Consider the following 24,439-nt stretch of genomic DNA (forward strand, 5'->3'; position numbering starts at 1 on the left):
TGGTATTACTTTATGAGGAAACACTATGGCTAAGCTGATTTTAGACAATTCTCTTTCGGAAAAAGATATTGCTCGGGACTTCGAGTTATACGGAAACGCCGATATATCTTTTCCGGAAGGGGCGCTTAAGATAGAGACCAAGGATCAGGAAGGCGAGGCTGCGTTTTTATGCACAGGCTCTTTTCCTTCTGATGTCCGTATTGAGTGGGAATTTATGCCTCTTTCGTCATGCGGAAGAGCGTCTTTGATATTTGCTTGTAAGAACGCGCAAAGTGACGATGCTGCTAAGGAAGAACCCGGCAGCGGAAGTTTCTTTGAGCTTTCTTTTTATAGAAGAAAAGGCGCGGCGTCCAAGGCTTTTCATGTGAGTAAGCTTTTTAAGAGCGACCCCGTGCAGACGTGGGAAGTCGCTTCAGGAGCAGATCCTCTTCCCGATGCTGTAGCGCAGGTTTTCAGCGGTGTGAATGAATCAGGGGATAGCGACGGATTTTGGTACAAGATGACTGTTGTAAAGAATAAAGACAAAGTCTCTTTTGCCATAAATGACATGGATATCCTCGGTTTTGCCGATGACGGCCTTAAGTGCGGAGAGCTTCTTACGGGCGGGCGGATCGGATTCAAACAGGAAGGCGCGATGGCTGCGCAGTACAGAAATCTCAAAGTCACATGGATATGATACGGTGTCAAAAGATCTTTTGACTAAAGATATTAATAATGGGAGAAGCGTATGAAAATTTTGGTTATAAACGGACCGAACCTCAATTTCCTCGGAATCAGAGAAAAGGCGGTCTACGGCAATCAGGACTATGATTATCTTTGCAATATGATAAAAGAAAAGGCGAAGGCGGAAGGTGATGAGGTTGAGCTCTATCAGTCCAACCATGAGGGTGCCATAATCGACAGGATTCAGGCTGCCTACAGCGACGGAACCGAAGGGATCGTAATTAATCCCGGTGCGTATACACATTACAGCTATGCGATCCACGATGCGCTTAAGAGTATAGAGAATATCACCAAGGTTGAAGTGCACATTTCCGACATCAGTTCCAGGGAAGAATTCCGCAAGATTTCAGTAACGGCGCCTGCTTGTGACAAGCAGATATACGGACATGGGTTAAACGGCTACCTCGAAGCAATGGATTATATAAAAAAATGATGTAAAACCGCGAAGAATTGGCTTATAATGTTGATATGATATGGGTGTCATAATTCTAAACAGCGTACATGCTTGCATGTGCCAAAGGAGCTTGGCATGAGAAATATTATTATTAAAGTAAGCACAATTATTTTCGCGGCTTTTATTTTGAGCTTTGTGACCGCAACACCTTCTTTCGCGAGCGGTTTTGACGCGGTGTATTATGCGGCCAAATATCCCGATGTTCATGAGGCATTCGGTGATGATGTACTAGAGCTGTATAATCACTACCTCAATTTCGGTATGGATGAGGGACGATTTAAGAACGCGGAAGAAGAGGCGGCAGGTGTGCCGGCGACCACGATCGATACATACGTTGACGTTGATATCGAGAATCAGACAATGACTTATTATGTTGACGGTGAGGCTGTGCTTACATCGCCCTGCGTTACCGGTAAAGAGAGCACCGGCAATTCGACTCCCAGAGGAAGATTTGTGCTTCGCGCCAAGGTTCCCGGCAAAAATCTTGTTGGTCCCACATGGAACGTCTGGGTCGACAGATGGATGAGATTTACTACCTTCTGCGGACTTCACGATGCAAGCTGGAGAGGTAAGTTCGGAGGACAGATATACAAGAAGAACGGATCACACGGATGCGTCAATCTTCCCAAAGATGTGGCGTATCAGCTTTATGACATGATTGAGATCGGTACGGCGGTGATCGTGCACTGATCGTTTTGAATATAAGAATATTTGAATGTTTGAATATATGAGGGAAAGACAAACTTTTTTGAGGGGGATGAAATGGCATTTGATATTTCTTCGATAACAGGTGCGGTAAACAATTACTTAAGCTCAATATCGGATACAAGCAAGCTTCTTACTCAGAAAGAGAGCGAGAATGCGTTTGATACAGGCTTAAGCGGGATATTCCAAAAGTATCTTGATAAGGCTATTTCAGACGAGACGGGGAAGAGTCTCGATGACATAACATCAGATACCACGGTAAAAGAGATTGCATCGAAATATGGGATTACGGAAGACGATCTTTTGAAATATATAAGATCTGATATATCGCCTACGAAACAGATTACGCAGGCAAAGCAGGTTGCGGCGGTAGACGCTCCGCAGACAAAAGATATGGGGACAGCGAATGTACAGAGGGTCGACACTTCGATTCCGTTTCCTAAGTTTGATATAGGGAGCATGATAGCTGATAATATAGCTTCACACAACAGATTCAACACGGATATTTTTTCGGGAGCGGAGCACACGGCTCAGAGAGAAATATCCGCAAAGGGGATAGATCCATATTATTCAAATATGATAAAGAGCTCTATAAAGGAAAGTGATACATGAGTACAAGTTATGCAGAGGGTGGAATACCCAAGACAATTGAGGAACTGAAAGATTATTGTGAGAGAAACGGTTTTACCGAGAGTAAGACAAGATTCTTTATAGGCTATAATTATGAAGGACCTAAGGCTTTTGGTATATATAAGGACGAGGCTACGGGAGAGTTTGTAGTCTACAAGAATAAAGCCGACGGGACCAGAGCCGTTCGATATAAGGGAAAAGACGAGGAGTTTGCGGTTGTTGAACTGTACGATCGTCTTCAGTCTGAGATTACCAATCAAAAACTTCAATATGCCGCCGACATGGCAGAGAGAGAAAGAAATAAATACGAGGTCGGTGACGGTCGCAGATTTTTAAACAGCTTCAGCAGAATGGATGAATATGAAAGCAGTGGTTTTTCGAATTTTACTCCGGATAACAACGACTCTTTCAAAGTTGATAACGACAGGACTTTCGGACGCGGCGGATATGACAGGAACGATTCTAGAGAATATAATCCACTGGGAATTTTAATAGGAATTATCGCAATCATTTTATCGCTTCTTTTAGGCGGCGGAGGCGGGTATCACGGCGGTAGCAGCGGACGAAGCAGCTATGGCGGATACAACAGCTATGATTCGCATTGGGATTCCGGTTCTCACTCCGATTGGGATTCGGGTAACTGGGATTCGGGATATACCGATTGGGATTCCGATTGGTGATCCGTGTATATTAACCAAAAAAACAGTTGAAAAATCAAATCTTATAGTTTAATATAAACTAGTTGTTTGATGTGATGTAATTTAGGAGGATTTTTATATGATTTCTGCAAGTGATTTCAGAAATGGTATGACCATCGAGATTGATGGCAATGTATGTCAGATTATTGAATTTCAGCATGTTAAGCCCGGTAAAGGCGCTGCTTTCGTAAGAACTAAGCTCAAGGATATCATCAATGGTGGTGTTAAGGAGACAACTTTCCGTCCCACTGAGAAGTTCCCCGCAGCTCGTATCGACAAGAAGGATATGCAGTATCTTTATCAGGATGGAGATATCTTTAACTTCATGGATTCAGAGACTTATGAGCAGATCGGTCTTACATCAGACCAGATCGGTGACTCTCTCAAGTTCGTTAAAGAGAACGAAGTATGCAAGGTTATGTCTTATAACGGAAGCGTATTCGCTGTTGAGCCTCCTATGTTCGTAGAGCTTGCAATCTCTGAGACAGAGCCCGGATTCAAGGGTGACACAGCTACAGGTGCTACAAAGCCCGCTACAGTTGAGACCGGTGCTACAGTAGCAGTTCCTCTCTTCGTTAACGAGGGAGACGTTATCAAGATCGATACAAGAACAGGCGAGTATCTTTCAAGAGTTTAATCTGACGACCTTACTGACGCTTGGTAAAGTCATACTTATTCATAAAGAAACTAATATAGGCAATAGAGATGTATGTCTCTATTGCTTTTTCTTTTACCAAAATTATGAAAAGAGGACTTTATGAATACAGAAGAATTTGAAAAAATAATAGAAAAAATATACACGGACTTTTCCGATGTCGCTGACAGGCTTTCTTTTAAGCTTTTAAATTTAAAGAAAAACAAATGGGTATTGTCCGATGTTCCATACAGGCAATTTGAGGATCTGGCACTTGTTCCGATATATGTTTTTGATGATGACGGCGGAAACGGAAATGTCCTTATCAAGAACAATCATTTAAGATATTGGGATATAACGAGAAAAGAGCTTTGGGAAAATGTGATGGAGAACGCAGTGAAGATTGCTCCCGTCAAGATCCGCAACATAATACAGACTCTTGAGGAAATCCGAAATATCAGGATAATCGGATACGAGAATCCGGACAGGATGCTCGTTGTGAGTAATGAGGATAACTTTTTCGGTGCGGGGGCAATTTTTTATCCCGGAGTACTTAAAGACCTGGCAAGACGATTTGGCACGGATTTATATGTTGTTCCCGCATCGGTACATGAAGTCATCGTCGTCTCGGCTAAGGGCAAGGAGAATGGTTACGATATCATTCATGAGATATTGGAGGACGTCAATGCTCATGATATCCCGCCTATGGATATTCTAAGTAACAACGTGTATTTATATGATCGCAAGTCTGATAAACTCAGCATTTGCAAAGGAGATAAGTAAGATAAAGCCCATGGGACCGCATCATGCGTAGCTAAGCCCGTATGGGCGGCTTCCGTTTTTGGGCATCTTGTGGTATGATAGTGAAGTATGCATGCACCCGTAGTCTAATGGATAGAACGGAGGCCTCCGACGCCTTTAATGCAGGTTCGATTCCTGTCGGGTGCATCGAGAAATACAAGAAATACCCTCTTGAACGGGGAAATATAGAGGTTTTGGTTATGAAAAAAAAGAACAACAAAAATGATCTATTAAACTGGCGTAATGAGAAGAAGAGTATAATCGCATTCCTTGAAGATAATAAGAAATTGCTTATGCCTATAATACTTGGAGTAGCAGTAATAGTTACCGTAGCAATAGCACTTAGCGCCAATCACAGAGCTGTGAAGGCGGCAGCGACAGATGAGAATGCCAAGCAGGAAGAGCTGTATGCCGTAACAGATGCAACAATGAGTGAGGAAGAGAATCCCGAAGTAAACGCTCTTATCGAGAAGTACTATAAGGCTTCAGCCGATGGTGATGCGGATACTATCAAGCAGATATACAAGGGACTCGATGATACAGAGGTATTAAAAGCAGTTGCCGCTTCCGATTACATCGAGACATTTGAGAATATCAAAGTATATTCCAAACCCGGCCCGGTAGAGGGAAGCTGCATTACTTATGTTTACAATGAAGTTAAGCTTTACGATTATGATAAGCCGGTACCCGGACTTGAGACATTTTATATCTGTACCGCAGAAGACGGCTCTTTGTATATGAGCAGAGACATCGCGGATGAGGCTGTGCTTCAGTATATCAAGCAGGTCAATGTACAGGCCGATGTTATCGATCTCAACAACAAGGTCGCTACTCAGTACAATGAGATGGTTCAGGGCGATGAGAAGCTTGCCGAGCTCCTTAACAATATGAGATCCGGTCTTCAGATCTCAGTCGGTGAGGCTCTTGCATCGGCACAGGCAGCTAACGAGAGTGAAGAAAGTGCTGCGGAAGCTTCTTCCGAGGAAAAAGAGGAAGAGCCTGAGACAATCACACAGTATACGATCAAGGCTACAAGCGTTATCAATATCAGAAGTTCAGATTCCGAGACAGCGGAAGTTATCGGTAAGACCGAGACAAACCAGGAGTTCAAGCAGCTTGAGGCTCGTGCCAACGGATGGAGTAAGATTGAGTACGAAGGCAAAGAGGCTTTTGTTAAAACTGAATTCTTTGAGGTTGTAGGAGAAGAAACAATAGAGGCTCCCAAGAAGGATGATTCCGATACTCAGGAAGCCGATACGGAGGAGAAGGCCGAGAATACCGATACATCCGAGAATAAGGATGAAAAGGCTGAAGATACTTCTGACAATAAGGCCGAAGGTAAATCTTCTTCTATATCAAAGGGTAAACACGAAGTAACAGATACCGTTAAACTAAGAAAAGAGCAGAATACAGACTGTGACGTTCTTGCAACGATCTACAAGGCTGAGACCGTCAATGTTGTTGAAGTTGGTTCTGAGTGGTCCAAGGTTGAGTTCAAGAATAAGACCGGATATATCAAGACTGAATTCATAAAAGAGTAAGAGAGATGCTTACATTGGAAATGTGCCGCTGTGCACATTTCGTCAAGATATTATTAGGGGAGGTATAGCTTATGTTTGGACGTGTTAAGGTTGCTATTATGGGAACCGGAAAGATTGCCGGAATCATGGCAGAAACTCTTAAGAATGTAAGAGGTGCCGTGTGCTATGCGGTTGGTTCCAGGACCAAGGAAAACGCCGACAGATTTGCACAGGCCTATGGGATTAAAAAAACTTACGGCAGTTACGAGGAGCTTCTTGCCGATCCCAAGATAGATCTTGTGTACGTTGCTACACCTCATTCAGAGCATTACAAGAATGTAAAGCTTGCGCTTATGAACGGAAAGAACGTTCTTTGCGAGAAAGCATTTATGTTAAACGAACGCCAGGCAGAGGAAGTTTTCAAGCTCGCAGAGGAGAAGAAGCTTCTTGTTGTTGAGGCTATGTGGACAAGATTCCATCCGATGAGAGCCAAGCTCGAAGAGATCATGGCAAGCAATGTCATCGGTGAGCCCACAATGCTGACCGCCAATCTCGGATATAACATTAGGGAGAAAGACAGGATCAAGCTTCCGGAGCTCGGAGGCGGAGCACTTCTTGATCTTGGTGTATATACACTTAATTTTGCATCAATGGTATTTGGTAATGATGTTACCGATATTGTTTCCATGTGCTCTTTTAACGAGTATGGAATGGATCTTCACGACAGCATCACACTTCGCTATAAGAACGGCAAGATGGCTGTCCTCAATGCTTCCGCGCTTTCTGTCAGTGACAGAAGAGGCGTTATCTACGGAAGTAAGGGATTTATTGTTGTTGACAATATCAACAATATAGAGGGTATCACCGTATATGACAGCGAATACAAGAAGCTGGCGTATTACAAGAGACCCAAGCAAAAGACAGGATATGAGTACGAGGTTGAGGCATGCGTTAAGGCTATTTCCGAGAAGTGGCTTGAGTGCCCTCAGATGCCGCATGAAGAGACTCTTAAGATACTCAATATGATGGACTTTATCCGTAACAGCAATAATATCAAGTTCCCCGATGAAGATGTTATTACTGATGCTTCTTTAGAAGCTCCGGCCATCGAAAGCAATGATGTTCAGGTTTCCGAAAGCAATGATCAGACGGATAACGGTTCAGACGCTGCCAATGAGCAGACTACAGAATAATACTAAGCTGATAGCATGATGATTATTATGAAGAAAAAATTTCTTGTATGGATGCTTCTTTTTGCCATAATATGGGGTAATATTCCGCTTAGTTCCTATGCCGATGAGACAGATGGGCTTGGTACGGAAGAAGAGACCAGAGCGACCATCTCCAATCTTGAGAAAGAGAGTAAGGAGACCAAGGACGCTATCAAGCAGCTCCAGGGCGAAAAGGAGCAGACCAAATCCAATGTAAAGAATCTGCAAGATCAGAGCAGTGCTCTGCAATCTACGATCAATGGATATTCCAACAAACTAAACACAATAGACTCCGAGATCTCCGCTACAGAAGAGAAGCTTGCCGTAGTTTCCGCAGAGATAGTAGAGCTTGATAAGCAGCTTCAGGAGGCCAGACAAGAGGAAAAGGAACGTTATGAGCTCCTTAAGCTTCGTATGCAATCAACTTATGAGAATGGCGGAAGTAAGGGCCTTTTGAGACTTATGCTTGAATCGGGTACGATGAAAGAGCTCCTTACCAAATTTGAATATATCAATGCCATAGTGGCTTATGATAAAAGAAAAATCTCAGAACTTAAGGCCATACAGGATGATATAGAGGCCAAGAGTGCGGTCGTTGAACAAAAAGAAGCAGAGCTTGATGCATATCAGTCTCAGCTTGATGAAAAACATGATGAGATTGCCGGACTTACAAGTGTGGTAAAGGGACAGCTTAATACAACGAACAGTTCTCTTTCTTCCGAAAAGACCAAGCTTGACGATTATGATAAGAAGCTTGCCGAACTAGATAAGAAGATGAAGGCTCTGGAAGCTAAGACGGCTGCCGCACAGGCTGCTCTCGCTCAGCAGATCGCCGAGAGACTTGCGCGCACCAAGGAAGATACTTCGGGATCTTATTCTGCGAGCGATAACGAGCTTATATGGCTTGCGGCTACAATACAGGCGGAGTCTGACGGTGAATCATATACAGGTAAGCTCGGTGTCGGTTCTGTTATTATGAACAGAGTTAAGAGCTCGGCTTTCCCCAATGATGTTATCAGTGTAATAACCCAGCCCAACCAGTTTGCTCCTTACAGATCCGGTAAGGTTGAATTTATTATTGCAAACGGTCCCAATTCCACTTGTATAAGGGCAGCCCAGGAAGTGCTTGCGGGAGCCCGTGTCGGAGACTACTTGTTCTTTATGACGCAGAAGTGGGCGGATTACTATCGCATAAGCGAATATACCATGATCGGTAACCATGCATTCTTCTACAGATGGCAGACCAAAGAGGCACCTCCGGAGGAGGCTGCCGAAGCAGAATCTGAGAACCACGAAGAGGAAGCACCTGCGCAGGAGCAGCAGGAGGAACCACAGGAAGAAGAGCAGGAAGAGGAACATCATGAAGATGAAGATAACGACGATGAAGAAGATCATGATGATGAAGATGACGATGACGACGATGATGAATAAATGATTCACGAATCCAAAAGCCCATCTTCATGCAAGCATGAGATGGGCTTTTGGATTGTGACGCCTATATCATTAAAAAACTCTTGCACTTTAAAATGATGAAGTGTATAATCTCATTCAGGCAGTGATGTCTGCGCAATGGGGCGTAGAGACCAGTTGGTTTCTTACGCCCTTTTTTCATACTAGTTTTTAAAAAGGCAAATATTGTTTTGTGCTATCAGCACAGGAAGGAGAAACAAAAATGTCATACGTTGACGAGATCTACGACTATGTCGTAGCAAAGAACCCCGCTCAGCCTGAGTTCCATCAGGCAGTAAAGGAAGTGCTTGAGTCACTTCGTGTTGTTATTGAAGCTAATGAGGACGAGTATCGTAGAGATGCTCTTCTTGAGAGACTTGTAACTCCCGAGAGACAGATCCTCTTCAGAGTTCCTTGGGTAGATGACAAGGGACAGGTACAGGTTAACAACGGTTTCCGTATCCAGTTCAACTCAGCTATCGGACCTTACAAGGGAGGACTTCGTTTCCATCCTTCAGTAAACCTTGGTATCATCAAGTTCCTTGGTTTCGAGCAGATCTTTAAGAATTCACTTACAAGCCTTCCTATCGGTGGCGGTAAGGGTGGTTCTGACTTCGATCCTAAGGGTAAGTCAGACAGAGAAGTTATGGCATTCTGCCAGAGCTTCATGACAGAGCTTTACAGACACATCGGTGCTGATACAGACGTTCCTGCCGGAGATATCGGTGTAGGCGGACGTGAGATCGGATTCCTCTTTGGTCAGTACAAGAAGATCAGAGATACATACGAAGGCGTTCTTACAGGTAAGGGTCTTACATACGGCGGATCACTCGCTCGTACACAGGCTACAGGATATGGCCTTCTTTACATCACAGAAGAGCTTCTTAAGTGCAACGGCTCTGATATCAAGGGCAAGACAGTTGCAGTTTCAGGTGCAGGTAACGTTGCTATCTACGCTATCGAGAAGGCACAGCAGCTTGGTGCTAAGCCTGTTACATGTTCTGATTCAACAGGTTGGATCTATGATCCCGAAGGAATCGATGTTGAACTTCTTAAGGAAGTTAAGGAAGTTAAGAGAGCACGTCTTACTGAGTACGCTGCTGCTAGAAAGTCAGCTGAGTACCACGAAGGTAAGGGTGTATGGTCAGTTAAGTGTGATGTAGCTCTTCCTTGCGCTACACAGAACGAGCTCCTTCTTGAGGATGCTAAGCAGCTTGTTGCTAACGGCGTTCAGGCTGTATGTGAGGGTGCTAACATGCCTACATCTATCGAGGCTACTGAGTACCTCCAGGCTAACAAGGTTCTCTTCATTTGTGGTAAGGCTTCAAATGCAGGTGGTGTTGCTACATCAGCTCTTGAGATGTCACAGAACAGCGAGAGACTTTCATGGAGCTTCGAAGAGGTTGATTCTAAGCTTAAGCAGATCATGGTTAACATCTACCACAGCATTGATGATGCTGCTAAGAAGTACGGCCTTGAAGGCAACTATGTTGCAGGTGCTAACATCGCAGGCTTCCTTAAGGTTGCTGATGCTATGAAGGCTCAGGGTATTGTTTAATAAATAACCATCACTTATATATAAAAGGCTATGCACATTTAGTGCGTAGCCTTTTTTAAATGATCACATACAATTCCGCCGATGATTCCTATGACAACTCCGCTTACAACACCCGATAGCCACAATGCTGGGAGATACCAGACAATGAATTTTGTCTGTAATAAGATCATTGCGATCATTATCTGACCGATGTTGTGGGTGATACCGCCTGCAGCACTGACGCCTACAGGACTGAACTTATCACATCTTTTCAGAAGTATCATGATGAGAGTACTCAGGACTCCTCCGGCAAGTGAGAACCAAAGGCTCATCACTGTTCCGAATAGAAGCGATACGACCAATATTCTGATGAGATTTATAAAGAATGCACTTTTTTCTCCAAGCACATATAAAGCCACGACAACTACGATATTGGTAAGACCCAGCTTCATTCCCGGCACCGCGAAGAACGCCGGTATCTGAAGCTCCACATAGCTAAGTATCATAGCGAGCGCTGCAAATATTCCGTATAAAGTTATCTTGCTTGTTTTTGTTCTTATATCCATTTTTCCTACTTACTTAAGAAATTTCTTTTATCCAACGACTGCGTCGTATTCCTCTTCACTTTCTTTTCCGCGAATTTCTATAACGACCTTGTTTGGCAGACATATGATCGACTGTCCTACTTTACTGATCTTGCCCATATTTACGCACAGCTTATCAGGACAAGATGCGGATTCAAGATAAGCTTCTCCGTTTTCGATAACAAGGACATTGTTTCCGCCATGATAGCCGTCAATAACAAATCTTGTATCTTCATCCAATGAAAAAGACTTAACGTCTTTTCCGTCAACGCTTATAACAACCGTGCTTCCGCGTTCTTGCGATAACAACAAGATAAGCATAAGAAGGCCCGAGGCAATGAGCATACCTATGATCAGCAATATGTCGTTTTTGGTGAAATATCTTTTTATCATAAATATCGAATAACCTTTTTTCTGAAAGTCAGATTCAAATACAGTATATCTGCAATTTGATAAAGCTGTCAAAGTAGACGGAAAGCGCCTTTTCAATTTTTACTTGCAATTTGCCCGGGATTCTGTATAATAAATTTTCGTCGAAGTTCTTTCGACATATCTTGGATAATCATCCGAGAAATTTCCACTTTTTATTATTAAAATACTGCGGATGCGGTAGGTCTTTTTCTATGCCCTTTTTGCATGCGCAGGATCAGAAAGGAAGCATATGAAGTTAAGAGAAAAATGGGACAAACAAAACAATTCGGTCAAGCTATTGCTTAAGAAGCTTAAAAGACACGACACAAGAGTGGTGGCAGTGTCCGTAGTTATAGCGACCATCTTATGCGGAGGTTTGATCTACTTAAGTACGCCGGTTGTTACTGCGAACGCGCAGGAGAAATTCGAGGAATCCGAACGCGTGAACAAAGAAGATACCGGTAAGAAGCTTGATGAGCTTCATGATTATCTTTCTCAGATCGATGAAACTATATCCGACAACAGTGAGGATATAAAGTCTTTTTCTGAGAAGAACAAAGAAGATGACGAAAGTCGCGATGAATACAAGAACGTTGTAAACGAGAAGGCGGGAGCACTTTCCGGAAATCTTTCAACTATTCATCAGAATATAAGTGAGACAAAAACAAGACTTGAAACTCTTAAAGAGATGATTGATTCAGAGAATAAAGCAGACAAAGAAAAGATTGCTTCCGAGTTTGCTTTGGTCAACTCAGAGCTCGACAAGCTGACCAAGGATTACAACGACACCAAGGAAAAGACAACGGACCTCATGGACGAGATCAAGAAAGCCGTGAACAGCGGAAACGAGAATATTTCCAAGGAATCTATGGATCGATACAAAGAGCTTCTTGATAAGCTTACCGCTTTCAATAGTGAAATGGATCAAAGCAGCAAAGACCTTCTTTCAAAGAGCAATCTTAAATTTGATGAGCTGTACGGTAAGCTTTCGGGAATGATCTCAGACCTTGAAGAAGAGATGGGTAAAAGAAATGACGAAGTTATCGCTTCCAATGATAAAAAGATCAATGAGGCCATCGCTTCAAGCGACAAGAGGTTTACCGAGATAAATAACAACTTCGATCAGCAGTTCAACAGCTACGAGACCAAGATGACAACCGATATAAACGGGGTAAAAGAATATATCGATACGAAGGCGACTGCTGTAAGCGAGAAACTCGACCAGGTTTTTCAACGTGTGAGTAATGGAAAAAAGTTATTGGCATCCGCATTGCTCACAAAGGGAGTTAAGATAGGCGAGGATGCCACGTTTGCAGAGTTTGCCAAGGCCATTCAGAACATACCTCAGCAGATGGTTCTGGATTCCGGCGAAACGGCCGCTGAGATCGAGTATGAATATCATTATCATAAGAACGGCAAAGGCAAGACGGTTAACGCAAGCCTTGTAAGCGCAGCGGACAAAGGCGGTTGTTACAATACCGCGGTTTATCACAAGCACACGAGTAGCTGTTACAAAACACAGACCGTATATATTATTTCTACCAAACAGAGTGTTACGGACAGAGGTTGGGTTAAAGACGATCCGGACGGCTCAGCAAATAACAGGTACAGATGCTCGCATTGCGGAGCAGAGTTTGTGGCTAACAGCCCACGACATAGGGAAAAAGTTTATTCAATAGAAGAAGCCAAAAAAAGAGACGGAAAAATCGAGGATGTTGAACAGACGACAGTTCTTTCCTGCGGTAAAAATGACGGACAGCTCGAAGGCTACTGCGTAAGCTGCGGCTTTGCGCACGGACAGGTCGCTTCCGCACATCTTAAGTTCCAAGGAAAGAACGCCAAGTACAACACCAAGGTTGCGGCGATAAACACATCCAATGCGATCGCACCCGCATCTCTTTCGACAAGAATGGGAAAAAGCATGATGAGTCTTATCGGAATGGATTTTGGAAGCGGAGATGATGAGATTGCAGCCGGACCGGGAGCTTCCGATAGTGCAAAAGAGCTATCGTCCGTAGACACAGGCGCAGATAGCGCTGAGACTGCAGCGATATCTGAAGGCATGGAGCAGGCGGCGTCCGGAGCATCCGGCTCTGACGCTGAAGTAACAACGTCAAGTACAGGAAATAATGAAGGGAATGTTGATATAAATATAAATGTAAATAATGATAATTTGGGTACAGGTATTCCTACTTCAGACGTTGTTACAGCTTCGGATGCAGGTAATCATGGCGATATGCAAGATATTGATTCAGACGATCTTTCCGGGGAGACTTCGGAAGAATCGGCTCAAACCATTGACGATTCGGTAAAGGACAATTCAAAAACACAGTCCGAAGAGACAGATCATGCCTATGACGCGGGAGAAAGTCAATGACACGAAAATGCCAGAAATTATCACTGTTTCGAGCTCCTTGACATTTCGATGACAGGTCAATAGAATAGATTTTGTTGTAGTGTTATTGCGCAATTGAATTGTGCGGAATGGAGCAAAGAAATGACAAAGATAGATATTATTTCGGGCTTTCTCGGAGCAGGTAAGACAACTCTTATCAAGAAGCTTTTAAATGAAGCACTGAACGGTACAAAAGTAGTTCTTATCGAGAATGAGTTCGGTGAGATCGGAATAGACGGCGGATTCTTAAAGGAGTCCGGAATCGAGATAACAGAGATGAATTCGGGATGTATCTGCTGCTCACTTGTAGGTGATTTTGAGACAAGTCTTAAGCAGGTTATGGAGCAGTATTCTCCTGAGAGAATTCTTATCGAGCCTTCGGGAGTAGGTAAGCTTTCAGATGTTATGAGAGCTATCCAGAATATTGCGGACACATCTGAGGAGATGGAACTTAACAGCGCGGTTACAGTTGTGGACGTATCCAAGGCTAAGGTTTATATCAAGAACTTCGGTGAGTTCTTTGTTAACCAGATTGAGAATGCCGGAACGATCATTCTTACAAGAACAGACAAGGCCGACCAGAAGAAGATTGAGCAGGCGGTTGAGCTTATTCGTGAGCACAATCCCAAGGCTACTATAATAACAACTCCTCTTAATGAGATCACGGGAAAAGAGATCCTTGATACATTCGAAGGTAACAATGACCTTGAGGCAGAGCTTCTTAAGCTTGTTATGGAAGAAGAGGAACATCATCACCACCATCATCATCACGGAAGTCACAAGACTGTAGCTGAGGATGGATCTGTAGTATACAGCGCACATCATGACGACGATGAGGATGAAGATGAGCATTGTTGCTGTCATCATCATCACCACGATGATGACGACGAGGACGAGCATGAGCATCATTGCCACCATCATCACGATGATGACGATGAGGATGAGCACGAGCATCACTGCTGCCACCATCACCACGATGATGACGAGGATGAGCACGAGCATCACTGCTGCCACCATCACCACGATGATGACGACGAGGATGAGCACGAGCATCACTGCTGCCACCATCACCACGATGATGACGAGGATGAGCATGAACATCACCACCACCATCATCATGATGCTGCCGATGTATTTACCAGCTGGGGCATGGAGACACCTCTTAAATATACCAAGGAAGAGATCGAGGGCATGCTCGATAAGCTTGAGGATGAAGAGACATTCGGTATTGTTCTTCGTACAAAGGGCGTTGTTCCTTCTACAGACGGAACATGGATCGAGTTTGATTATGTTCCCGGAGAAGCTGATGTCAGAACAGGTTCAGCCGATGTTACAGGTAAGTTCTGCGTAATCGGATCACAGCTTAACGAAGCTAACCTTGAGAAGATGTTCCGCAGATTATGATATTAAGGAGAAAGAAAGTGAAACCCGTATATATTATCAATGGTTTTCTTGACAGCGGAAAAACAGACTTTTTCCGATATACGATCAATCAGCCCTATTTCAGGACAAGAGGCAAGACACTTCTTATCGTATGTGAAGAGGGCGAGAACGAATATGAGGAAGCTCTTCTTAAGTCCACCAATACCGTTATCGAGATGATCGAGGATGAAGAGGACTTTACTCCCGATGCCCTGATCGCTCTTGATGCCAAGTACAATCCGGAGCGTATTCTTATTGAGTACAACGGTATGTGGAATTTCAAGAATATGAGACTTCCCATTATGTGGAAGCTTGAGCAGCAGATCACGGTAATCGACGCTTCCAGCTTTGAACTGTACTTTAGCAATATGAAGTCACTTCTTGCCGAGCAGCTTCGTAATTCCGATCTGATACTATTCAATCGCTGCGACGGAATTGAAGACCTTGCTTCTTATAAGAGAAACGTTAAGGCCATAAATCAAAAGGCAGACATCATATTTGAAGACAGAAACGGAGAGGTAGATGTAACTCTCGACGAGGATCTTCCTTTTGATCTTAACAGTGATCCTATCGAGCTTAATAACTACGGCTACGGCATGTTTTATCTTGACGGACTTGAGCACGTAGACAGATACGATGGCAAGAACGTTAAGTTTAAAGGCATGGTTCTTATTCCGCCGGAATTCCCCAAGGGAAGATTTGTTCCCGGCAGAATGGCTATGACATGCTGTGCTGAAGATATGCAGTTTTTGGGCTTTGCATGTGATTATGACAAGACCGATGAACTGCAGGAGAAGGATTGGGTTCTTGTTACAGCCAAAGTGGTTAAGGAGTTCGTGCCCGAGTATAACGGTGAAGGCCCTGTGCTTAAGGCTATTTCAGTAGAAAAGACAACAGCACCTGAGTATCCTGTTATTGATTTTTCCAATCCTCAGCAGTGATCAGGCGTAGGAATTTGCTTTTAAATAAAAAAGAACATGATATAAGCGAGGGGGATTATGTTCAACTATCTGCCGCTTCAGTGGCTATTCTTATTTTATGCATATAGTTTCTTTGGTTGGTGTTTCGAATCAACCTATGTTTCAATATTACAAAAACATCCGGTAAACAGGGGCTTTATGAGAGGCCCCTTTTTGCCATTGTACGGAAGCGGCGGGATAATGATGCTTATCGTATCCAAGCCCTTCTACAATAATATTTTGCTCGTATATATCGCGGGCTGTGTCGGTGCCACTGTCCTTGAATACGTCACCGGAGTTACGATGGAGAGTCTTTTCAAAGTGAGGTACTGGGACTATTCGGATAAGTTCCTTAATTACAAGGGACATATCTGCCTTGAGTCCACGCTCTTTTGGGGCGTACTGACTGTTGTATTTACACATTTTTTGCAGATACCTGTTGAGCAAGCTCTTTTATCCATCCCCTACAATATCCTTTCTATCGTGACCATGATCCTTACTGTATATATAAGCTGTGATTTCATGGTGGCATTTAAGATCGCTCTCGACCTCAGAGATGTTCTTATCTATATGGAAAAGGCCAAGGGTGAGATGCAGAGAATGCAGAAGAGACTTGATGTTATCATTGCCTTCAAGGGAGAAGAGGTTATGGAAGGTATTGAGGATGTCAAAGACGGTATTAAGGACGGTATTATCAATACTGCCTCAGGTATCAGTGAGAAGGCAGCAGGTATCGGTGATATGGCGCTTAATATCGGAAACGGTATAACAGACGGAATATCCGAGAGGCTTGATGCTCTCAGTGACGTACTCGAGAACTCTTTTGACAAGGTAAAAGAAAAGATATCGGGCTCAGCGGAATATATGGATAATTTCCGAGACGAGATCACGGAGCTCTATGCTAAATATCGTATTATAAAAGAGAGAATGACTCCGAAGCCGATCAAGAGCTTCTACGACTGGTACAGAAACCGTACTATCTTAGGAAACCCTACGATGGTATCGGAGAAGTTTAAGAGCAGTCTTGAAGAAATGAGAGAGAGAGCCGAAAGACTTTCAAAAAGAAAATAAGGAAAAAGATAATAAAAAACCTCATGTCGGTGAGAAGACATGAGGTTTTGTTATTATCTAATATATTGTTCAAAGAACGATCAAGCCATCTTATTAACGGCAAGAGCGAGACGAGAAACTTTTCTAGAAGCAGTGTTCTTCTTGAAGATTCCCTTTGACTCAGCCTTATCGATAGCAGCTGTAGCAGAAAGAAGTGCCTTAGCAGCATCATCCTTGTTACCTGCCTCGATAGCAGCTCTAACCTTCTTAATTTCTGTCTTAACTGCAGACTTGATCATCTGATTTCTATCAGCTTTTTTCTGATTAACAAGTACTCTCTTCTTGGCGGATTTAATATTTGCCATAGTTACCTCCAATTTATTTTCTAATATTGTCAAGTTCGTGTGCGCATTAAGCCGGACACGGACAGTTAATGCTCATACGGTAAATAGTTTAGATGATATTGCCAAAACTGTCAATAGATTTTTGTCCGGTGTCATGGTATCATATGAAGATGAAATCGCTCTGTCCCCCGAGAACAGGCGACGGGTGATTGTATTTTTATCATAGAAATGAGGTACTTTTGTGGACCAGAGTAAGATAAGAAATTTTTGTATTGTTGCGCATATCGATCACGGTAAGTCTACTCTTGCCGACAGAATGATCGAGAAGACCGGCGTTCTCACAATGAGAGAGATGACAAGCCAGGTCCTCGACAATATGGATATAGAGAGGGAGAGAGGTATCACCATTAAATCCCAGGCAGTGCGTATGATCTACAAGGCGCAGGATGGTGAGGAGTATACCTTCAATATGATAGATACTCCCGGACATGTGGATTTCGGATATGAGGTTTCAAGAAGCCTTGCGGCTTGCGACGGAGCTATTCTTGTCGTTGACGCAACTCAGGGCGTAGAGGCGCAGACTCTTGCCAACGTGTATATGGCTCTCGATCACGATCTTGATGTATTTCCCGTTATCAACAAGATAGATCTTCCCAGTGCCCAGCCCGATGAGGTCAAGGAAGAGATAGAGGATGTTATAGGAATTGAGGCGCACGACGCTCCGCTTATTTCCGCCAAGAACGGAATAGGTATCGAGGAGGTCCTCGAGGCAGTCGTTCACAAGATCCCCGCTCCTACGGGAGATCCGAATAAGCCGCTCACAGCGCTTATTTTCGACAGCATATATGATTCATACAGAGGCGTTATCGTATTTGTAAGGATACGTGACGGCGTTATCAAGAAGGGCATGAAGGTTCGCTTCATGGCTACAGGCGCAGAGGCAGAGGTTGTTGAAGTCGGTTACTTCGGTCCCGGAAGATTTATTCCAAGCGACGATCTTTCAGCAGGTGATGTAGGATACTTCACCGCTTCGATCAAGAATATTCAGGATACAAGAGTCGGTGATACGGTTACCAATTCAGCAAATCCTTGCGCAGAGGCACTTCCCGGATATAAGAAGGTCATGCCGATGGTTTACTGCGGACTTTACCCTGCAGATTCCGCTCATTACTCAGATCTTAGAGATGCCCTTGAAAAGCTGCAGCTCAATGATGCTTCACTTTTCTATGAGCCCGAGACATCACAGGCACTCGGATTTGGATTCCGTGCAGGTTTCCTTGGACTTCTTCACCTTGAAGTAATCCAGGAGAGACTTGAGAGAGAGTACGACCTTAACCTTGTTACCACAGCGCCCGGCGTTGTTTATAAGGTTCACAAGAATGACGGAACTGTATTTGATCTTACCAATCCCACGAACCTTCCCGATCCCACCGAGATCGATTACATGGAGGAGCCCATCGTAAGCGGCGAGATCATGGTGACAACTGAGTATGTCGGTGCGATCATGCAGCTTTGCCAGGAGAGACGAGGCAAGTATTTAAGTACAGATTATATAGAGCAGACAAGAGCTATCCTCAAGTACGAGCTTCCGCTCAACGAGATCATCTACGATTTCTTTGATGCGCTTAAATCAAGATCAAGAGGTTATGCTTCTTTCGACTATGAGCTCAAGGGATATGAGAGATCTGAGCTTGTTAAGCTCGATATCCTCATCAACAGAGAAGAGGTCGATGCTCTTTCATTCATCGTTCACAAGGACGGCGCTTACGAGCGTGGACGCAAGATGTGCGAGAGACTCAAGGAAGAGATCCCGAGGCACCTTTTCGAGATCCCGATCCAGGCAGCAGTCGGCGGCAAGATCATTGCCAGAGAGACCGTTAAGGCTTACAGAAAAGACGTCCTTGCCAAGTGCTACGGCGGTGATATAACCCGTAAGAAGAAGCTTCTTGAGAAGCAAAAAGAAGGTAAAAAGAAAATGCGCCAGATCGGTAACGTTGAAGTACCGCAGGCAGCCTTCCTTAGCGTCTTGAAGCTTGACAGCGGAGACTGATTTCTTATACCAAAGCGCATCGGCGCCGGAGGTTTTTGACAATATGCATTCAAGCCAAGATTTGTCGATATATGTGCACGTTCCTTTCTGTGCACGCAAATGTCTTTATTGCGACTTTTTATCTTTTCAGGCGGAAAAAGAGCTGATATCAAGCTATTTTGAAGCTCTTTCCAAAGAGATCCGATCATATGCGGATACGTACAAAGACTATACGGTAAAGTCGGTGTTCTTCGGAGGAGGAACGCCGTCCTTGCCTGATGCCGAGTATATCTGCGATATTCTTAAACTTTTACATTCCGAATTTAATATAACTGAGGACGCCGAGATCACGACAGAGTTAAATCCCGGAACAGCCTCTTTTGACAAGCTTAAGGCATACAGAGCTGCCGGTATCAACAGACTCAGCATAGGCGCACAGTCTTTTGACGACAAGGAACTTAAGACGCTGGGAAGGATCCACGACAGCGCCGCATTTTACAAGACCTATGAGGATGCGCAGAGAGCCGGTTTTACCAATATCAATATCGATCTGATGAGCGCGCTTCCTGATCAGACTCTTGAGACTTATCTTTCGACTTTGAAAAAGGCAGTTGAGCTTAAGCCTACGCATATTTCCGCTTACAGCCTTATTGTTGAGGAAGGCACGCCGTTTTTTGACATGGACCTAGATCTTCCCGATGAGGATACTGACAGGCTTATGTATCATGAGACCAAGAGGATCCTTGAAGAAGGCGGCTACCACAGATACGAGATCTCCAATTATGCGTACGGAGATGGGGAAAAGAACGAGTGCTATCACAATAAGATATACTGGGAACGCGGTAATTACTTGGGTTTGGGGCTCGGTTCATCTTCGATGATAGATAATGTGCGCTTTAGTAATATCACTGATATAATGGAATATATTAAGAGGCTTTCTGATTCCGAGAGTGTTGTTGAAGAAAGAGAAGAGCTCTCTGAGAAGGCCTGTATGGAAGAGTTTATGTTCCTTGGGCTTAGGCTCGTTAAGGGCGTTGATGCAGATCTTTTTTACAGGCAATTCGGGCAAAAGCTTGAGGACGTCTACGCAGGGCCGCTGATAAAGTACGAGACCCTGGGACTTATCGAGAGAGTGGGAAATAACCTAAGGCTCACCGAGAAGGGCTTTGATGTCAGCAATACGGTAATGGCGGAGTTTTGCTTTTGATCTAAATCAGGCAAAAGAGCCTTCGCAGGACTGAAAATAATATGGGGAAAAGGGGAACACGATGAATTACAATTTCTTTGCACTTATTTCGAGAATGAAATATATAGACAGATGGGCACTTATGCGCAACACGAGGCAGGAGAATCTCTGCGAGCATTCTATGGAAGTTGCCATGATAGCTCATGCTCTTTGTACCATAGGTAATGTGCGCTACGGCAAGCACCTTGATGCCAATAAGGCGGCGCTCATAGGGCTTTACCATGATGCTTCCGAGATCATCACGGGAGATATGCCCACACCTGTTAAGTACTTCAACAAAGAGCTTAAGAATGCCTACAAGGAAGTTGAGGCGATCGCGGACGACAAGCTTCTTGAGAAGCTTCCCGATGACCTCAGGCCATCCTTTGAAGCTATATTTAATGCAGATGATAATGAAGATGAGAAATATATGAGAAGGCTTGTAAAGGCAGCGGACAAGCTGTCTGCGCTCATCAAATGTATGGCTGAGATAGGAGCCGGCAACAGTGAATTCAGGACGGCAAAAGAGAGTACGGAGAAGACCATTAGAAGTCTCTATCAGGAGCTTCCCGAGGTTCTTGATTTTGTAAATGAGTTCCTGTCTTCATATGGCAATACTTTGGATGAACTTACCTGATTGTCATTGATTTTTTGCATTCTTGGAATGATAATTATAAGTAATGAGAAGGATTTTTTTGGAGGAGAAAGAGGGCATGCTTTTTATTAAGTGTGATGAGTTACGACCGGGGATGAGGCTTGCAAGGCCGATCTATAGCAAGAAGGGAGCTCTTTTGTATGATAGGGCACACGTTCTTAAGGACTTGCAAAGTATTGAGAACATCAAGAACTTTGGCCTTATAGGTGTGTTTATCTTAGAGCCCGCGGAGCCTGTTCCGCCTATGACACAGGATGATATTGAATTTGAGCGGTTCCAGACGGTCATGTACCACGAGATAATGGATGAGATGGAACATATCGTCAAGACCCATAAACAGGAGCGTTTCCCTAATATCTGTGCTCAGATAATCAAGAGCTACGGTAACCTGAACAAGAAGATCACATTCCAACAGGCTCTTAGAAGTACGGAAGATTATATCTACAAGCATTCACTCAATGTTGGCATTTTAAGTGCCATGATCTGCCATTCGCTCGGAGTATCGCTCTCCGACCAGAACGAGGCTGTTATGGCGGGAGTTATCCACGATATCGGTAAGCTCACATTAAGTGCGGAGCTTCAGTCCAAGCTTAATTGCACGCAGGAAGAGCTTTCTGTTATAGATGCTCACGAGGTTGCGGGATATCCCATTATTGATGATGCTTTTTCATTCCTTCCGAATGTAAGACGTGCATGCAATCAGTCGAGAAAGATTCTCTATGATTATTGGAGAAACAATATAGTTGATACGAGTAAGGCTCTTATATCAGCCAAGGTGCTCGTTGTTGCGGGTATCTTTGATAAGGAAACGGCTGTGAGAGTTGACGATGCGCCTATTTCCGAGGTGCTTGTCATAAGAAGGATGATGCAAAGAAGCGATGTTTTCGATCACAAGGTGGTAAAAGCGCTTGTGGATTCACTTAACATCCTTGTTCCGGGCGTCAGCGTCGAGCTTAATACGGGTGAGAAGGCGCTTGTAATAAGGACCAATGAGGCTGATTTCCTTCGCCCTACAGTACTTAGCTTTAAGGATAATACAATTATCGACCTCTCCAACACGGGAGCGTATGGTAATCTCGAGATAGTAGATATCATGAAAACAATGGACAACCGCTATATCATGGATACTTCCAAGATGAAAGCTCTTGGAATCACCGTTGATGAGCCTGAGTATGTCTGATGCAGAGGGGTACTATGTCAAAGATTGAAGAGATCCTAAAAGAAGCCAAAGATAGAGGGGCGTCCGATGTTCATATCACGGTCGGTCTTCATCCCAAAATGAGACTTAACGGCAATCTTATAGCAATGGACAACTATGACAAGATGATGCCTGCCGACACTCAGGAGATCGCGGAAGAGATCATGAATGAGAAGCAGAGGCAGAAGCTTGAAGAGAACGGCCAGCACGATATGTCTTTTTCCATACCCGGAGTAGGACGTTTCAGACTTAATCTCTTTAGACAGAGAGGCTCTATTGCTATGGCTTTCAGAGTCGTTGCGACCAAGATACCCACTGCCGAGAGCCTTGGGATACCCGAGACTGTCATTGATCTATATATGAAAAAAAGAGGTCTCATACTCGTCACGGGACCTACGGGAAGCGGTAAATCTACGACACTTGCTTCCATAATCGATATGATAAACAACAATAGGGAAGCTCATGTTATAACGCTTGAGGACCCTATAGAATTCACATATCAGCACAGACTCTCCATCGTTAACCAAAGGGAGATAGGAACGGATTCAAACAGCTATGCCAATGCTTTAAGGGCGGCGCTGAGAGAAGATCCGGACGTAATCCTTGTCGGCGAGATGAGAGATCTTGAGACTATAAGCACAGCTATAACTGCTGCTGAGACGGGACATCTGGTGCTCTCAACGGTTCATACCATCGGAGCATCCAATACGGTCGACAGACTTATCGATGTATTCCCTTCTCATCAGCAGCAACAGATCAGGATCCAGCTTGCGGGAGTTCTGGAAGCAGTCATTTCCCAGCAGCTCATTCCTTCAGCGGACGGCGTTTCAAGAAATGCCGCATTCGAAGTGCTTCACGTAAACAGCGCTGTGAGAAACCTTATCCGTGAGGGCAAGTCTCACCAGCTTATTACTTATATGCAGACGTACAGGAAGCAGGGCATGATCACAATGGACGACGCCATCCTCGATCTCTACAGAGCGCAGAAGATATCTCGCGAGATGGCTCTTCAGTTTGCGCAGGATCCCGAGACCATGCAGAACAAGATGCTGCGGTGATAGGTGGTGCGCCGCGGAAGCGTTATTGGCGGCATGCACATATTGGCAAGATTTGAGCTTAGCACTTGGTGCTGGGCTCTTTTTTATTGCTTTCCTGCAAGGAGCGATCAACATCTGAATCAGAGAATGGCAGCGCTTTATCCCGCTCCTGCTTGGGCGTAGTTTATTAGCCGGAAAAGGATTGTCAATCCCAAAGCCGCTCCGCGGTGCGCTTTGCGCAGGATTGACAATTCTTTTTCTCGACTGATAATTCGTTGATCAAGCAGGAAAGGAATAATGTGGCAGAAATACCTACGATGCGAGTGGGGGGACTACGGGGCAGAATGCTGTTGGGCTCGCGGAACCGTAAAAATTCGGGTGGATTTACGGGAGCAAATTAAGTTTGGCGCTGCAACCCGTAAATTGCGAGGAGAGAATACGGGCCGGAATGCGGTTTGGCACTGCAACCCGTAAAAAAGTCGACAGATGCACCGCCTGAGGAGAAAAACAAGCGTAGCAGCGGTGCGAAAGTCGAGGAATGCACCGCCTGAGGAGAAAAACAAGTGTAGCGGCGGTACGAAAGTCGAGGAATGCGCCGCCTGAAAAGAAAAAAGAGCGTAGCGGCGGTAATTATTGCCGATTATATGCCGCCGGGAGGCAGTTTCGTTTTTGGTTCAGATATTTACAAATCCACCAAGATTTGATACATTATTCATCGTGATAATTCTTTAAGAAGGTCACTTCGTTCGAGGTGATTTTTCCCAAGAT

23 protein-coding genes and 1 tRNA gene are annotated in these 24,439 nt (G+C 44.2%); 21 read left to right on the forward strand and 3 right to left on the reverse strand.

Annotation, left to right across the window (positions count from 1 at the left end; genetic code table 11):
- The first annotated feature begins 25 nt into the window (after positions 1 to 25).
- From D6856_RS07260 to gdhA, 12 genes are all read left to right on the forward strand, one after another.
- Complete coding sequence (locus D6856_RS07260) at positions 26 to 676, forward strand: DUF1961 family protein (protein ID WP_120686350.1); 651 nt, start codon at positions 26 to 28, stop codon at positions 674 to 676.
- Between the two features lie 51 nt (positions 677 to 727).
- A complete protein-coding gene (locus D6856_RS07265; protein WP_120657306.1) occupies positions 728 to 1,156 on the forward strand; it encodes a type II 3-dehydroquinate dehydratase in 429 nt (142 codons plus the stop codon).
- Between the two features lie 96 nt (positions 1,157 to 1,252).
- Entirely contained in the window at positions 1,253 to 1,867 is a 615-nt protein-coding gene (locus tag D6856_RS07270) for a L,D-transpeptidase (protein WP_120686351.1), read from the forward strand.
- A gap of 72 nt (positions 1,868 to 1,939) precedes the next feature.
- A complete protein-coding gene (locus tag D6856_RS07275) occupies positions 1,940 to 2,494 on the forward strand; it encodes a hypothetical protein (RefSeq protein ID WP_120686352.1) in 555 nt (184 codons plus the stop codon).
- The gene (locus D6856_RS07280) at positions 2,491 to 3,192 is read left to right on the forward strand and encodes a hypothetical protein (protein WP_120686353.1); all 702 of its coding nucleotides are present in this window, start codon (positions 2,491 to 2,493) and stop codon (positions 3,190 to 3,192) included. The genes D6856_RS07275 and D6856_RS07280 overlap by 4 nt, the downstream gene beginning before the upstream one ends.
- Before the next feature lie 97 nt (positions 3,193 to 3,289).
- On the forward strand, positions 3,290 to 3,847 hold the full coding sequence (gene efp / locus D6856_RS07285; protein ID WP_092248490.1) for an elongation factor P: 558 nt from the start codon (positions 3,290 to 3,292) through the stop codon (positions 3,845 to 3,847).
- A 120-nt stretch (positions 3,848 to 3,967) separates the two neighbouring features.
- A complete protein-coding gene (locus D6856_RS07290) occupies positions 3,968 to 4,627 on the forward strand; it encodes a DUF5688 family protein (protein ID WP_120686354.1) in 660 nt (219 codons plus the stop codon).
- Between the two features lie 93 nt (positions 4,628 to 4,720).
- A tRNA-Arg gene (locus tag D6856_RS07295) sits at positions 4,721 to 4,792 on the forward strand.
- Between the two features lie 53 nt (positions 4,793 to 4,845).
- Complete coding sequence (locus D6856_RS07300; RefSeq protein WP_120686355.1) at positions 4,846 to 6,186, forward strand: SH3 domain-containing protein; 1,341 nt, start codon at positions 4,846 to 4,848, stop codon at positions 6,184 to 6,186.
- Positions 6,187 to 6,257: 71 nt separating this feature from the next.
- On the forward strand, positions 6,258 to 7,358 hold the full coding sequence (locus tag D6856_RS07305; RefSeq protein ID WP_120686356.1) for a Gfo/Idh/MocA family protein: 1,101 nt from the start codon (positions 6,258 to 6,260) through the stop codon (positions 7,356 to 7,358).
- Between the two features lie 27 nt (positions 7,359 to 7,385).
- Positions 7,386 to 8,807, forward strand: a complete 1,422-nt coding sequence (locus D6856_RS07310) for a cell wall hydrolase (RefSeq protein WP_158588858.1) — start codon at positions 7,386 to 7,388, stop codon at positions 8,805 to 8,807.
- A 241-nt stretch (positions 8,808 to 9,048) separates the two neighbouring features.
- Positions 9,049 to 10,383, forward strand: coding sequence for an NADP-specific glutamate dehydrogenase (gdhA, locus tag D6856_RS07315; protein WP_092248475.1), 1,335 nt, complete (start codon positions 9,049 to 9,051; stop codon positions 10,381 to 10,383).
- Between the two features lie 38 nt (positions 10,384 to 10,421).
- Here gdhA and D6856_RS07320 read toward each other — a convergent pair whose 3' ends face one another.
- Both D6856_RS07320 and D6856_RS07325 read right to left on the reverse strand, forming a co-directional pair.
- The gene (locus D6856_RS07320) at positions 10,422 to 10,928 is read right to left on the reverse strand and encodes a Gx transporter family protein (protein ID WP_120686358.1); all 507 of its coding nucleotides are present in this window, start codon (positions 10,926 to 10,928) and stop codon (positions 10,422 to 10,424) included.
- 27 nt (positions 10,929 to 10,955) lie between these two features.
- Complete coding sequence (locus D6856_RS07325) at positions 10,956 to 11,339, reverse strand: NusG domain II-containing protein (RefSeq protein WP_120686359.1); 384 nt, start codon at positions 11,337 to 11,339, stop codon at positions 10,956 to 10,958.
- A 268-nt stretch (positions 11,340 to 11,607) separates the two neighbouring features.
- On the opposite strand from D6856_RS07325, the gene D6856_RS07330 reads away from it, so the two are divergent.
- The 4 genes from D6856_RS07330 (at position 11,608) to D6856_RS07345 (ending at position 17,204) form a co-directional block, all read left to right on the forward strand.
- Positions 11,608 to 13,734, forward strand: coding sequence for a hypothetical protein (locus D6856_RS07330; RefSeq protein ID WP_120686360.1), 2,127 nt, complete (start codon positions 11,608 to 11,610; stop codon positions 13,732 to 13,734).
- A 120-nt stretch (positions 13,735 to 13,854) separates the two neighbouring features.
- Positions 13,855 to 15,156, forward strand: a complete 1,302-nt coding sequence (locus tag D6856_RS07335) for a GTP-binding protein (RefSeq protein ID WP_120686361.1) — start codon at positions 13,855 to 13,857, stop codon at positions 15,154 to 15,156.
- Between the two features lie 17 nt (positions 15,157 to 15,173).
- The gene (locus D6856_RS07340; RefSeq protein ID WP_243114049.1) at positions 15,174 to 16,115 is read left to right on the forward strand and encodes a TIGR03943 family putative permease subunit; all 942 of its coding nucleotides are present in this window, start codon (positions 15,174 to 15,176) and stop codon (positions 16,113 to 16,115) included.
- A gap of 57 nt (positions 16,116 to 16,172) precedes the next feature.
- Entirely contained in the window at positions 16,173 to 17,204 is a 1,032-nt protein-coding gene (locus D6856_RS07345) for a putative ABC transporter permease (protein ID WP_120686363.1), read from the forward strand.
- Between the two features lie 80 nt (positions 17,205 to 17,284).
- On the opposite strand, the gene rpsT is transcribed toward D6856_RS07345, so the two are convergent.
- Positions 17,285 to 17,548, reverse strand: coding sequence for a 30S ribosomal protein S20 (gene rpsT, locus D6856_RS07350; protein WP_092241825.1), 264 nt, complete (start codon positions 17,546 to 17,548; stop codon positions 17,285 to 17,287).
- Between the two features lie 220 nt (positions 17,549 to 17,768).
- On the opposite strand from rpsT, the gene lepA reads away from it, so the two are divergent.
- The 5 genes from lepA (at position 17,769) to D6856_RS07375 (ending at position 23,692) form a co-directional block, all read left to right on the forward strand.
- The gene (lepA, locus tag D6856_RS07355; RefSeq protein WP_120686364.1) at positions 17,769 to 19,577 is read left to right on the forward strand and encodes a translation elongation factor 4; all 1,809 of its coding nucleotides are present in this window, start codon (positions 17,769 to 17,771) and stop codon (positions 19,575 to 19,577) included.
- Positions 19,578 to 19,620: 43 nt separating this feature from the next.
- Positions 19,621 to 20,763, forward strand: a complete 1,143-nt coding sequence (gene hemW / locus D6856_RS07360; RefSeq protein ID WP_120686365.1) for a radical SAM family heme chaperone HemW — start codon at positions 19,621 to 19,623, stop codon at positions 20,761 to 20,763.
- Positions 20,764 to 20,824: 61 nt separating this feature from the next.
- Positions 20,825 to 21,418: a 5'-deoxynucleotidase gene (yfbR, locus tag D6856_RS07365; RefSeq protein WP_120686366.1), complete on the forward strand. Its 594-nt coding sequence runs from the start codon at positions 20,825 to 20,827 to the stop codon at positions 21,416 to 21,418.
- A gap of 76 nt (positions 21,419 to 21,494) precedes the next feature.
- A complete protein-coding gene (locus tag D6856_RS07370) occupies positions 21,495 to 22,616 on the forward strand; it encodes an HD-GYP domain-containing protein (protein ID WP_158588859.1) in 1,122 nt (373 codons plus the stop codon).
- Positions 22,617 to 22,630: 14 nt separating this feature from the next.
- Positions 22,631 to 23,692, forward strand: coding sequence for a type IV pilus twitching motility protein PilT (locus D6856_RS07375; RefSeq protein ID WP_120686368.1), 1,062 nt, complete (start codon positions 22,631 to 22,633; stop codon positions 23,690 to 23,692).
- Positions 23,693 to 24,439 lie beyond the last annotated feature (747 nt).

It is taken from the genome of Butyrivibrio sp. XB500-5 (assembly GCF_003625505.1).
Taxonomy (GTDB): Bacteria; Bacillota; Clostridia; order Lachnospirales; family Lachnospiraceae; genus Butyrivibrio.